We start from the raw sequence: 12,825 nt of genomic DNA on the forward strand, positions 1-12,825 counted from the left end.
CGCGGGTTGACGGCAGAATCGGCAAGGACGGCAGGGTACGGCCGACCAACAGTGCCGAAGGCCGCCGCAGGGTGAGGACGGTCATGGCGGAGCGCCCAGGGGCTTCGTTACGCGAGATCGCGAAGGCGCGGGCGTGTCGGTGTCGACGGCCCACGACGTCCGGAAGCGGCTGCTGTCGGGTAAGGATCCCGTTCCACTCCAGGCGCGGCCCCCGACGTCGGCGCCGGCCACGCGGTCCCGTTCCGGAGTGGATCCGGATCGAGCCGTCGTCCTGCGGAGCCTCCGCAACGATCCTTCACTGCGGTGCACCGAGGCAGGCCGGATGTTGCTTCGCTGGCTGGAGGCGGCACCCGCCGGGTCCGATGAGCGGGCCAGGATCATCGACAACCTGCCGCCGCACTGCCTCCATGCGGTCATCCAACTGGCGTCGGACACGGCTCGGGCCTGGTACGAGCTGGCCGACCAGCTGCAGCGCCGGAATCCGGATCCGGACGGGCGGATGCACGCCTGAGTGAACCGACTGTCCGTGGCACCGAACACGGTGCGCCGAAGCTACCTCGCAGGGTCCTGGTCGGTGAGCTCGTCGATACGCCTGCCCATCGTGCGGCCTCGGTCCGAGCTGATCTGGGTGTACAGGGTCTCGGCCAGTCGCCAGCTGCGCACGGCGTCGGCACGGTTGCCCTCGGCCCACTCGACCTCACCCAGCTCGGCCAGTGCCCGTGCCTCGCCGAGTCGGTAGCGGCATGCCCGGGCCGTTCGGAGTGCTTCGTCGACGGCCTCGCGAGCCTGGCCCAGCTCACCGTCACGGCGATGGCACGCGGCGAGCACCGCGAGTGCGTGCGTCAGCCGGAGTGGGCGCCGTGGTCGGCGAGCATGTCGGACGGCCTCGTGCGCCTTGGCCGTCGCGTCGTCGAGGCGGTGTACCTCGAGTTCGAGCTCCGCCCAACCGATCAGCGCCTCGCACTCCTGGTCGCGATGTCGTGCCTGGCGGGCCTCACGCAGGGCACGGACGTACCCGGCTCGCGACTCGGCGATCCGGCCGGCCCGGCGGAGTGCACCCGCGCGGATGGTCTCCGCACTCGCCACGCTGCGGCGGTCGTCGCGTTGGGCCCATTCGAGGCTCGTGCTGGCCAGGCGCATCGCCTGGTCCACCTGCCCCATCTCCAGCTGACAGGCCGCGACGGCCGTGCGCAGACAGATCTCGGTGCGGTGGTCACCGTGGGCGGCTGACGCCTCCGCGGCCTCGGTCAACAGACGCGCCGCCGCCCGCAGGTCGGCCGTGTGTTGCGCCACCAGCCCGGCCATCCCGAGCGCGCGATACCTGTCCGGCCGAGAGCCGACGCCACCGAGCACGACACATTCGCGGCCGGCCTGTTCCAGCTCACCGCTCTGTAGCAGCGCGAGCACAAGGTTCTCGCGGGTCCGATGCTCCACCGTGACATCACCGGTCTCGCGATAACCTGCCAACGCCGACGTCAGGTACTCGACGCCCAGCCGCGGGTCACCACTCACCCCGGCAATGATTCCGAGGTTGACCCGCACGTCGTGCACGACCGGAGATTCCAGGCGCTCGTAGATCGTCAGAGCGCCGCGGAAGCAGTCCTCGGCCTGCTGTGTGTCGCCGGTGTGGTACCGGAGCGCTCCCTTGCTGTTGAGCATCGCGGCGATCGCCTCGTCGGCCCGGTCGCGTCGGGCGGCGCCGAGGCCGATCTCGACCACGGTCAGCCAGTCGACGGTGTGTCCTCGAACCATGAAGTACGCGCGCAGCGCGTCCGCGAGGTGGTAGGTCAGCTCCGGGTGATCGCCGTCGGCCGACTCGCGGACGGCGGCCACCATCGACGCGTGGTTGTCGTCGAGGTCGTCCATCGTCGCCTCACCCGCGACCGGAGGCGGATCCAGGGCGGCGCGCGAAAGCCTGGTCAGCGGAAGGAACCGGGTCGAGGCGGCGTCGGCCGCGGCGATGTAACAGGTGATCAGTCGCAGCTTGGCCTGGTGCAGTTCCCGAACCAGCTCCTCGTCTCGGCACCGGTCCGCGGCGTAGGCGCGAACGAGATCGTGCACACCGAACCGTCCCGCGCCGCGGCGGGTCAGCAGGCTCGCCGCGGCGAGTTGCTCGAGGTATTCCGAAGCCATGGACCCGCTGATGTCCATCAGCGCCGCCGCGGACAGCGGAGTGATGTCGGGCCCGGGAACCAGGCTGAGCAACCGCAGCATCCTGCGCTGGGGTGGGGACAGCCGGCGATAGGACCAGTCGAACGCGGCTGCCAGGTTGGCCTGTTCGTCGCCGTCGACCTGGAGCTTCTGAACCGGGCTCGCCGCCGTGAGCTGCTCGACGTAGTCACCGATGCCCAGGTCGGAATGGAGCAACAAATGTGCGCCGGCCAACCGCACGGCCAGCGCCAGCCCGCCACAGGCGTCCACCAGTGCCCGCACCGCGTCCGGCTCGGCGGACACTCGGCGCTCGCCCAGCATGCTGGCCAGCAGTTGGTGCCCCTCGGTGGGGGACAGCATCCCGAGGGACAGGAACCGGCCACCGGGAACAACCGCGAGTCCGGTGAGCTCGTGGCGACTGGTGACGATGACGGCACAGCCCGGCGAGCCCGGCAGCAGCGGACGTACCTGTGTCGCGTCGGCGACGTTGTCCAGCACAACGAGGATCCGGCGGCCCGCCAACAGCGTCCGGTAGGTGGCGATCTGGTCGTCGAGCGTCAGTGCCTGTTCGTCGGGGGTGACCCCGAGGCTGCGCAGGAAATGACCCAACACCTCGGACTCGCTCAACGCGACGGCGTCGGCGTGCGCGCGCATGTCCACGTACAACTGTCCATCTGGGAACAGGTGCGCCACCTGGTGAGCCGCGTGCACCGCCAACGTCGTCTTCCCGGCTCCCGCGGGGCCGGTGATCACCACGAGCTCGGGCAGGCCACCCGAGCCGGGCGCGCTCAGTGCGTTCACGACCTGCTCGACCTCGGTCCTCCGGCCGACGAACCCGGTGATCGACATCGGCAGGTGGTGTTGCGGGCGGTGGCCCGCGGACGCCGAGTCGGGTGGGTTCCGTGGTACGTCGCGGGTGCCGCCCTCGGCCGTACCCCGGAGGATCTGCTGATGGACGGCACGCAGTTCCGCCCCGGGGGCGATGCCGAGTTCGCCGGCGAGGAGCGCGACCACCTCGCGGTAGGCGGTGAGCGCCTCGCCTTGTCGCCCCGCGCCGAACAGCGCCCGCAGCCGTTGCGACCAGAACCGTTCCCGCAGTGGGTAGTCCTGGACCAGCGCCGCGAGTTCCGCGACCACGTCCTTGTGCCGGTTGGCGGCGAGGTCCAACTCGATCCGGCGCTCGACTGCCTGGAGGTACAGTTCGGTCAGGCGTGGCACCTCGGCCTGCTGTACCCACTCCGAAGGAACATCGGGCAGGGGCGGCGTCTGGCGCCACAACGCCAGCGCGTCCCGCAGTAGCGCGGCCTCGGTGGTCGAGTCACCGACGACGGCTGCCCGGTCCGCGGCGAAGATCAGTTCCTGAAAGCGAAGCAGGTCCAGCTGATCACCGGTCACCTCGATCCGGTACCCGTCGGGTTCGGTCCGGATCCGGCTGTCCGGAACAACCTGCCGTAGTCGCATCACGTATTTCTGGATGGTGCCCTTCGGGTCCGCCGGCGGTGCGGCGCGCCAGATCCGCTCGGTCAGCTCGGCGACAGTGACGGTTCTGTTGGCACGGAGAAGCAACGTCGCCAGCAGAGCACGATGCTTTCCCGCGGATATCGGTATGCGGCAACCGTCATGGTCGACTTCGAGCAACCCTAGCACCCGGAACCTCGTGCCCGTAGTCATCCGTCTTCTCCCCGCGACGCCCTGCGCTCGCCGCACTGTGCGAGGTTTCGACTATACGAGGTTTCGGCCGCGGCGGTCCCGATATCGCCCAGCGAAAAGTGCTGCGTGCACTGGTCCGAAGTGGTAGTGCTGCCGCGGGTAGATCGTCGTGCCGACAGTCTCGGGTCGGTGCCGGTTGGGCAGTGGTGCGGTGTGCTGGAGGCTTTTTCAGTCCTTCCAAACACTCGTCCGTTCCACGGACTCGCAGGACCACTCGCTGCTCAGTTGTGGAAGGTCACCGGATTGGTCATCACGTCGGCGACCACGGCCGACCGTTCCGGGCTCATGCCGCCGGCGCCGAGATAGGCGCGCAGCCAGGCCCGGTTCGCGCGGGGGGCCGTCCAGTTCACCGGCTCTCCGAGGAGTTCGAGGGTGCGGAGGTAGGCGGCTCCGTACGCGCCGTTGGTGACGCGGAGTTGGTGTCCGGCCGGGGCGGCGGTGAACAGCGTGGGGGACGCGCGCGCCACCTCGACCAGCAGCCGGCGTGCCGCGTCGTGGCCTCGGTGGTGGCGCAGGGCGGCCATCGCCAGTGGCAGCAGCCGTTTCACCCGGAACCACAGCACGGTCTCCACCATCTCGGGTAAGGACACCGACACGAGCCCTTCGGCCCACACCGCCCACCCCTCGACGCCGTGCCCGTCCCGGAGCACCGCGGCGTGCTCCAGCCCCAGGCTCGACACCGCCTGCTGGTGGTGCAGCGCGTGCCCGGGAAGGACCTCGTGCGCGATCATCAGCACCTGGGCGCGGAGATCGCGGTCCGGGTCGCCGGTCGTGTCGATCGGGACGGGCCGGTGGAACACGTCACCAGCGCCTTTCGCGTACCGAAAGAACGCGTGTGGGGCCAGCAACGTGGCGGCGGGGCCGCCGCGGCGGATCCGAGGCAGTCGCAGACCGTCGGCGAGCCAGGGTGGGTTGAGCCGGTCCGCGAGATAGCTGATGGTGGCCGAGACGTCGAGCACGCCGTCGGCCACGAGTCGCCGAAAGTTGGGGGAGGAGCGGTGGGAGCGACCGCTCGCCGCGGCGTGCTCGCGGACCGCTCGCAGCAGGGTGTCGACGACGACCTGTGGCTTGAGGTCCGGAACCCCTGGCGGGGTGGGTGCGTGGATGGTGCCGAGTGGCGGATGCTCGACGAGACCGCGGTCGAGCTCGTCGACCAGGCGGCGCAGGCCGTGTCGGGCGGCGAGGCGGAGGATCGTTCGGCCGCGCGGAGTGATTGTTGGTCGCCGCGCCTCTGGGTCCGTCGACCGCAACAGTCCCACGAGGTAGTCCTCGACGAGACGAGGGTCGAGTTCGTTCTCGTCGTCTTCCTCCAGGCAGACGCAGCCGAGCAGGACCGTCTCCAGGACCGCGGAACCCGACGTCACGGTGGTGGCCAACCACTTCCGTTGGGTTCGCGTCCACGCGGCCACCTGCCACAGCATCATTCGCTGGGGGGCCGTCAACGACGACTCCGGGATCCTTCCGATCTCCCTGCCGAGTCGGCGCAGCTCGGTGGCCGCGATGTCGAGTTGTCCGACGAACGGGCCGTGCGGGGACAGTCCTTCCAGCCAGGCGGTGAAGGGGCGGAAGGTGCGAAGCCAGTGGGTTGATCGCCGGAATGCCCCATCCAGGGATCGGCGCGCGATTTTCCTCGGGTCCCTCCCGCCCGTGGGGTCGGTCTCATCGCCTCGCACCGGCGCTCCCGAGTCCGGCGTGACGGCGGCGTTCGATCCGCCGTGCCATCGCAGGACTGACCGCCAGGCGGCACGCCCAGCATCCGAGGGCGGACGCGACGACGCCGGTCAGGCCCGCGATGGACCGGCCGAGGATCGCGGTGGGCAGCTGGACCGCCGCGACGGCCACCACGTTCACGCCGAGCTCGGCGGATGTCTGCTTCGGCACGCGCGGTCGAACGCCCCAGTAGTAGGCGCCGGACAGCAGTGGACAGGCCAGCGCGACCATGTCAAGCCCTTCGCCGCCAGTGAGGCGACGGACTCGTCACCGACGACGAGGTGAGCGAGGGGATCGCGCGGCACGAACGGCGCGGCGGTCACGCGAAGCTGTCGAGCAGCCGCATTGGGCCATCGGCGAGGCGGGCGCGGCGCGAGGCGAGGTAGTTGGCGGCCGCCCATCCCCAGTTCCGCCTGAACCAGTGGCGGCGCCCGGATTCCCACGGGCCGGTTCCGCCGAGCAGCGCGGATCTCTCGCCCGCCCGTTCTCCCCGGTACAGGTACTCCGACGCCGCCCGCCGGGACAACCGGGTCCGCCTGCCGTGGGCGGGCGACGACACCTCGATGGGGGACTGTTCGGCGTAGTCGATCGCGCCGGGAGGCACTGGGCGAAAGGTGGTCAGGATGACGCTCATCTTCCGTTCCTCTCGATGCCTTCGTCGACCGGCGCGAGACCCGCGTCCCAGCCGTACCCGGGGTCTTCGTCGCCGCTCCGAGGACTTCGGCGGTGGTCAACAGGTGCCCGACGTCCATGGACAGCGTGCGGAACGTTCTTGGCTCCCGGTACCGGTACACGTTGTGCTCGAACTGTGACGTGACCACGACCACGGCGCCGCGCGATGAGCCGCGACAGCTGGTCCAAACTCTTGTCTCCTTACAACTCGAGGCTCATCGCGATTCCATTCCTGGGGGAGCGTCTTCGGTTGGCGTCTCCGGCTTGCCCCCTGCCGGCCGGAGACGTTAACCGACGGTGGAGGTCGAGGAAACCGCACTGGCCGAGCGCCTTGTTCGACCGCGTGAAGCGGGCGGTCGAACAGCTTGTTCTCACCATCGCGGGCACGATGCCGCCTACGTCGCCGTCCCTGTTCGCCCTCGGGCACGAACGGCGGTATGGGCCGATCGGCGGGACCTGCGAACGTGGCTTCTCGGCACGAAAGCCTTGTCGAGAGAGGGAAGAGCGTGTCGAGCAGGGGTGGCGATGACGGTGACGAGGATGGGCGGACCCGGGCCGGAGACTTCTGGGGGGAGTGTCTCCGGCTGCGGCCCGGCCTGATTCGGGCGGCTACTCGCTTCGGTGCCACGGTGGACGCGGAGGACATCGTGCACGAGGCCTTCCTGCGCGCCGCCGGCCACCCCGGCCTGGATCTGGACCGGCTCACCTCGTTCCTGCTCACGGTCGTCCGCCGGCTGTGCGTGGACGACCGGCGTCGCCAGGTGTCGCTGCGGACCGTGACCGCCGACCCGCGGCTACTGCCGGTTCCGCGCCCCGGGCCGGAGGAGACCGTGGTCGACCGCGAGGAGGCCCGGTGGCTGATGGCGCGCTGCGGCAGGTTGACCGAACGCGAACGCATTGTGCTGTTCGGACTGCAACAGGGAGTGAGCCACGAGGAACTCGCGCGCCGTTTGGGGTCGAGCCGGCGGGCTACCGAGAGCACCGCGAGTCGCGCAAGGCGCAAGGCGCGAGGCGCGATGGGCCGCCGGGCCCAGTAGCACGGGCTGACCGGCGGACGAAACAGGCAACGCTGTTCGACTGGCGAGCGGCGCAAACTCGAGCACGGGCAGTTCGAGACAGGACGACATCGGGAGTCGAGGCACGGACGGCATGAGGACCACGGGCGACACGCTGTGCTACCCGCGACCGTGGTGTCTCACTCGATTGCTTCGGTTGTCGGGAAGATGTTCGCTGGAGCCGATTGACCTGGCTGCTCGGCACCATCCCCCGGGGTTCGCGAGGTGGTGGACCGAAAGCTGTGGCCGAGCTCGTGGCCGAGGCCGTAGTAGTGGCGGAAATTGTCAATAGTTGCATGGAACACTGCGCCGCTCTCGCGGGAGAGACCACCTCCGAGGGCAGGGGTCGCAACCCGGCGGCGCCGAACGTGTCGCGTTCGTTGCGGAAGAGTTCCCGCTTCCGAGCGGGTACGGGGTCGCGGCCGGTCAGCGGCGCCAGGCGGCCGACCGCCGACCACGGTCCCGGGCCGCTGCCTCGTATGACGACCCTCGACTCGGCGCTCGACATGGAGGCTATCCGCAAGACGCTCGGCGCCCCGCGGATCAACGACATGGAACTCTCCTGCGGATCGGTGAGACCGCTGCCCGAGCCAGGAGCCGAACGGGAGTGCCGAGCCGCGTCCGACCCGGCACTCCCGCTCCTCGCCCGGTCGTCGCCATCTGGGGGTATGGACAATGGTGTGACCGGGCGGGACAAGCGTCGCGCCGTATTCGACGGGACGCAAGTACGCGGTCGAACACCGAACAGTGCCACGGGCGAGGGCACTGAGAAGAATTCATGTTCTTGTCCATGTTGCACTGCCGGGTTCGGCACCGATTCCGGCCACCGCGGCCGGACCCCACACCCGAGCAGGACACCCGCGAGGAGTTGTTACGCCGGGTCCGCTCGGGCGGCGCCATCGTGATCGACGTGCGCCCACGCGAGGAATACGCCGCCGGGCACATCCGCGGCGCGGTGTCGATCCCGCTGGACGAACTCGCGGAGCGATTGGCCGAACTCCCGGTCGATCAGGAGATCGTCGCCTACCGCCGCGGGGCGTACTGCGTGTTCTCCCACGACGCGGTCCGACTGCTCACCGCCCACGGACGTACGGCCCGCCGACTGGTCGACGGCATGCTCGAATGGCGGCTGGCCGATCTGCCGGTGGCCCGCCGAGTTCAGCTCCGGCGTACGGCCGTGCCGAGGATGTGGAAGGAACTCGGCGTGCGGGCGCCGGGGAACAGGAACCGGTCGAGCCGCTCGATGGCGAAGCCGGACCGCTCGATCGCGGCGACGGTGTCGCGCCCGGTGTGGCAGCCGCCCGCCAGCCGCGGCCAGACAGTGGCGTCGAGGACACGTTGGACACGTGCCAGGCCGGGCGTGTCGGCCCGGACGTGTTCGAGGAACCGCAACTGCCCGTCCGGCTTGAGTACCCGGCGGATCTCCCGCAGCGCCGCCTCCTGCTCGCGCACCGAACACAGCACGAGGGTAACGACGGCTGCGTCGACAGTGGAGTCCTCGACAGGCAGTTGCTCGGCGAGACCGTCGACGACCTCGACCGGTATCGCCGCTCGCCCCGCCGCGGCGTGGGCGAGTTGCCGCAAACGCGGTTCCGGTTCCACCGCCAGGACACGCGTGACAGTGGACGGGTAGTGTGCGAAGTTGAGCCCGTCACCGGCGCCGACCTCCACCACTTCGCCGGTGACGCCCGCGAGCAGCGCCTGCCGGCGTTCCGCCATACCGCCCCGCTCCATCGCCCGGCCCATCATCGGGTAGAGCCGCGCGAAGACTGGATGCCGCATCGACATGCCGATCACCACCGCACCGGAAGCTCGACCACACCGCCGGTCAGCACGTCGCGACGCGTCCGCAACTCCTCCACGCCAACGGCCAGTTCCAATGTGGGGAACCGGCGGGCGAGCTGCGAGAACACGACCTGCAGCTCAATGCGGGCCAGCGGTGCGCCGATGCAGTACCGCGCGCCGTGCCCGAAGGTGAGATGGGCGGCGGCCGAGCGGGTGATGTCCAGCCTGTCGGGTTCGGCGAACACAGCCGGGTCGTGGTTGGCGGCGCCGTTGTCCAGCAGCACGAGGTCCCCGGCCCGGATGACGACCCCTTCGATCTCCAGGTCGGTGCGCGCGTAGCGGGGAATCCCGCCGCCGCCCCTGCCGGGTGCCCGCAGGATCTCCTCCACCGCGCCCGGCACCAGGTCGGGCCGGTCGACCAGGGCCTGCCACTGCTCCGGGTTGGCCAGTAACAGCAGCGCGCCCAGGCCGATCTGCACGACCGTGGTCTCGTGTCCGGCGAACAGCAACGCCATGGACAACCCGGCGGCCTCGGCGTCGGACACCCCGTCGGTCGAGCAGAGCCGGGAGATCACATCGTCGCCGGGGTCGGTCCGCTTGCGGGCGACCAGTCTGAGGCCGTAGCCGAACAGCTCTCCCAACCCCTGTTCGGATCGGGCGCGGTCGCGGGTGTTGGCGGCGTCGGCGGTCCACGCGCGGAACCGGTCGCGGTCCTCGTAGGGAACGCCGAGCAGTTCGCAGATCACCAGGATCGGCAACGGCAGCGCCACCGCGGCGTGCAGGTCCGCCGACGATCCGTGCTCGACCATCTCGTCCAGCAGCCCGGCGGTCAGGACCTCCACCCTGGATCGCAGTGCCTTCATGTGCCGGGGCGAGAAGTGGGGCCGTAGCAGGGACCGCATCCGGGCGTGGTCGGCCTGTTCGGTGCCGAAGTCGCCGAGCGGGCCGCCGAACAGCGCCGACTCGCCGGTCCGGGCCGCGGTCTCCGGGGCGGGGTGGGAACGGCCGAGCCGGTCGTCGTCCAGTAACCGCCGCACGTCGGCGTGGCCGGTGACCAGCCACGCCTCGTCACCCACGGCGGTGCGCACCCGGTGGACCGGGCCGCGGAACTGAAGTTCGCGGAGCAGCGGCGCGACCCGCAGCGGATCCGACTGCTCGAACGGCAACTGCACGGGGGCGACCATGACGACCTCCATCAAGTCCAAGCCATCTTGTATAAGATTACTTAAACAAAATACTCGTATAGTCTGCCTTGAGCAAGGGGAGGTCGTTGTGGTGGCAGACGCCGGGCAACCCGCTCGACGAAGGTCGGGGAGCGGACCCGAGCGTGCCCGGCGCATGCCACGCGCCGAGCGGCGCGAGCAGATCCTCGACGCGGCCACCCGTGCCTTCGCCCGCACGGGATTCGCCGCCACCGGCCTCGACGACGTTGCCGCCGAGGCCGGCGTCACCCATGTGATCCTCTACCGGCACTTCGCCTCGAAGAGCGAGCTCTACCGCGCCGTGCTCGACCGCGCCTGTACCCGACTTGCCGACACCGTCGGGACCGACGACTTCGACAGCACCAGCCTGCCCGCGCTGATCCGTGCCGCCGCCGCGGACCCCGACGGTTTCCGGCTGCTGTTCCGGCACGCGGCCCGGGAACCGGAGTTCCGCGACGTGGTCGACGCGATCCGGTCCGGATCGACCGAGGTCGCACACCGACACCTCGGCGCCGCGATCCCCGAGGGCCCGTGGCGGGACTGGGCGGCACACGTCGTCCCCACCTTCACCCTCGAAGCCGTCATCGCCTGGCTCGACCTCGGCCAACCCGACCCAGAGGGCGCCGCCGAACGCATCGGCCGCGCCATCCACGGCGTCATCCAGGCCGCCCACACCGACTGAACAACGCGGCTACGACGCGATCTGCCCCGGGCTTCGCGGAGTGGCGTTGCTGGATCTCCTGCCACGGTGGTCGCGTTCTCGAGCTCTACCGGGGTGACCATGGAGCACGCCGAGGCGGCTGTGGCGCCGCCCGGCGGTTGTGCCAGATGTCGAGGTACTCGACGGTGTGATCGCGCAGATAGTTCACGGCGACCTTGGCGCCATACTGGGCGAACCGGTGCGCGGTGCGCGCGCCGATGCCGCGACATATATGGGTGGGCAACCACGACCGATCGCCTGGGGGCGCAGTTCGTAGTGCCAGGGCTCGTTGCTGTAGATCTGGCACAGTCCGTACCTGGCGCCATGCTCCGACCGCCACGCCGTGGCATCGAAAGACCCGATGTCGACCGCGTCCCCCCCGACACGTGAGCGGACGTGTCCGCGGTGGCGACCCATCGGGCAGCTTCCTCTTCAGAGCCGTACTGCGAGACCCCCTCGCGAAGAAGCCGATTCTGGTACTCCGGTGAACGCCAGCCGCTGTTGACGTAGAACTCGACGCCGTCGGCAGCGGCATCCGTCGCCGCTTCGCGCAGGGCCTGGAGCAGATCGGGGTCGAGGTTGGCGGGTCGTTGTTCGTGCTGATGCGATTCGACTCATGCTGCCAGTCACAAGGGAGCGCGGTGTTGCCAGCACGTACGTGGTTCTCGATATGCCGACGATATGCTCCGGCTCGTAGCATCGAGAGCATGCGTGTGTTGGTCGTCGAGGACGAGCCCTACATGGCAGAGGCCATCCGTGATGGGCTGCGCCTGGAAGCGATCGCGGCCGACATCGCCGGTGACGGCGACACCGCTCTGGAGCTGCTGAGCATCAACGCCTACGACATCGCCGTCCTCGACCGCGACATTCCCGGGCCCTCCGGTGACGAGATCGCCGAACGCATCGTCGCCTCCGGCAGCGGCATGCCGATCCTGATGCTGACCGCTGCCGACCGGCTCGACGACAAGGCCTCCGGGTTCGAGCTCGGAGCCGACGACTACCTCACCAAGCCGTTCGAACTCCGAGAACTCGTGCTCAGGCTCAGAGCACTCGACCGCAGGCGCGCGTACAACAGGCCGCCGGTGCGGAAGATCGCGGGTCTGCGGCTGGATCCGTTCCGCCGCGAGGTCTACCGCGATGGCCGCTACGTCGCGCTGACCAGGAAGCAGTTCGCCGTGCTCGAAGTTCTCGTCGCCGCCGAGGGTGGTGTCATCAGCGCCGAAGAGCTCCTGGAGCGGGCATGGGATGAGAACGCCGACCCGTTCACCAACGCCGTGCGCATCACGGTCTCGGCCCTACGCAAGCGACTCGACGAACCCTGGATCATCGCCACCGTGCCCGGCGTCGGCTACCGCATCGACACCCAACCAGACACCGGGCGTGCGGGAGGCGAGCGTGGATAGGGCGCCTGGGCTGAGCGTTCGCCTCAAACTCACCCTCAGACTGTTCCACACCGCGCGGTTGAGCACCGGGGCCGTGGCCTGCGAGATGGTCGACTGTGCCTGCCCGCGGCCCCGCTATGGCGAGCCGGATGCCGCGCCGTCCTGACCGACGGTACCCACCTGGTCGGTGATCTGCTGCCGTCCGGCAGCGCGTTGGGCTCGGCGAGCCTGCCTGGGCCGACCACCTGCACCTGCCAGGACTGCCAGGCCGCCGGTATCGCACGGAAGCCGACGCGGGCCGTTCTTCTAGCGGGACACGGTGCTGTTGTGGCAGCAGTCGCGGCTGGTGGGCCGGCCGCGGTCAGCGCGGTGGCTGGCCGCCACCGTCGCCGTGGTGGTGGCGGGCTGGCTGGTGGCCGGTGGGGGCGGTGGCCGAGCTGGCCGGGCGGCTGCCGGGC

Annotated in this window: 10 protein-coding genes and 2 pseudogenes; 5 read left to right on the forward strand and 7 right to left on the reverse strand. The window is 69.9% G+C overall.

Features of this window, described 5'->3' with window-relative positions; genetic code table 11:
• Positions 1–322 precede the first annotated feature (322 nt).
• Complete coding sequence (locus BM051_RS30105; RefSeq protein ID WP_243859333.1) at positions 323–511, forward strand: hypothetical protein; 189 nt, start codon at positions 323–325, stop codon at positions 509–511.
• 41 nt (positions 512–552) lie between these two features.
• On the opposite strand, the gene BM051_RS25630 is transcribed toward BM051_RS30105, so the two are convergent.
• From BM051_RS25630 to BM051_RS25645, 4 genes are all read right to left on the reverse strand, one after another.
• Positions 553–3,822 (reverse strand): AfsR/SARP family transcriptional regulator, encoded by a 3,270-nt coding sequence (locus BM051_RS25630; RefSeq protein ID WP_092535776.1) that lies wholly within the window; start codon positions 3,820–3,822, stop codon positions 553–555.
• A 260-nt stretch (positions 3,823–4,082) separates the two neighbouring features.
• Positions 4,083–5,303: a hypothetical protein gene (locus tag BM051_RS25635; protein ID WP_134046016.1), complete on the reverse strand. Its 1,221-nt coding sequence runs from the start codon at positions 5,301–5,303 to the stop codon at positions 4,083–4,085.
• 217 nt (positions 5,304–5,520) lie between these two features.
• Positions 5,521–5,802: a hypothetical protein gene (locus BM051_RS25640; RefSeq protein ID WP_092535782.1), complete on the reverse strand. Its 282-nt coding sequence runs from the start codon at positions 5,800–5,802 to the stop codon at positions 5,521–5,523.
• An 88-nt stretch (positions 5,803–5,890) separates the two neighbouring features.
• Positions 5,891–6,205 (reverse strand): hypothetical protein, encoded by a 315-nt coding sequence (locus BM051_RS25645; protein ID WP_092535785.1) that lies wholly within the window; start codon positions 6,203–6,205, stop codon positions 5,891–5,893.
• Between the two features lie 475 nt (positions 6,206–6,680).
• Between BM051_RS25645 and BM051_RS25650 the strand changes: the two genes are divergently transcribed.
• Together BM051_RS25650 and BM051_RS25655 are read left to right on the forward strand one after the other, a co-directional pair.
• Positions 6,681–7,280 carry an RNA polymerase sigma factor gene (locus BM051_RS25650; protein ID WP_092535788.1) on the forward strand — a complete coding sequence of 200 codons (600 nt, stop codon included), beginning with the start codon at positions 6,681–6,683 and terminating at the stop codon, positions 7,278–7,280.
• A gap of 808 nt (positions 7,281–8,088) precedes the next feature.
• Positions 8,089–8,415: pseudogene (locus BM051_RS25655) on the forward strand (rhodanese-like domain-containing protein); the annotation flags it as partial.
• Between the two features lie 41 nt (positions 8,416–8,456).
• Here the strand turns inward: BM051_RS25655 and BM051_RS25660 are convergent.
• On the reverse strand, positions 8,457–9,098 hold the full coding sequence (locus BM051_RS25660) for a class I SAM-dependent methyltransferase (RefSeq protein WP_243859335.1): 642 nt from the start codon (positions 9,096–9,098) through the stop codon (positions 8,457–8,459).
• The gene (locus BM051_RS25665; protein ID WP_243859337.1) at positions 9,092–10,267 is read right to left on the reverse strand and encodes a cytochrome P450; all 1,176 of its coding nucleotides are present in this window, start codon (positions 10,265–10,267) and stop codon (positions 9,092–9,094) included. Before BM051_RS25665 ends, BM051_RS25660 begins: the two co-directional genes overlap by 7 nt.
• Before the next feature lie 154 nt (positions 10,268–10,421).
• Between BM051_RS25665 and BM051_RS25670 the strand changes: the two genes are divergently transcribed.
• Entirely contained in the window at positions 10,422–10,967 is a 546-nt protein-coding gene (locus BM051_RS25670) for a TetR/AcrR family transcriptional regulator (protein ID WP_092535794.1), read from the forward strand.
• Positions 10,968–11,422: 455 nt separating this feature from the next.
• Here BM051_RS25670 and BM051_RS30110 read toward each other — a convergent pair.
• Positions 11,423–11,551: pseudogene (locus tag BM051_RS30110) on the reverse strand (M15 family metallopeptidase domain-containing protein); the annotation flags it as partial.
• Between the two features lie 141 nt (positions 11,552–11,692).
• Between BM051_RS30110 and BM051_RS25680 the strand changes: the two are divergent.
• Entirely contained in the window at positions 11,693–12,388 is a 696-nt protein-coding gene (locus BM051_RS25680; protein ID WP_092535797.1) for a response regulator transcription factor, read from the forward strand.
• Positions 12,389–12,825 lie beyond the last annotated feature (437 nt).

The organism is Amycolatopsis arida (assembly GCF_900115565.1).
GTDB classification, from domain to species: domain Bacteria; phylum Actinomycetota; class Actinomycetes; order Mycobacteriales; family Pseudonocardiaceae; genus Yuhushiella; species Yuhushiella arida.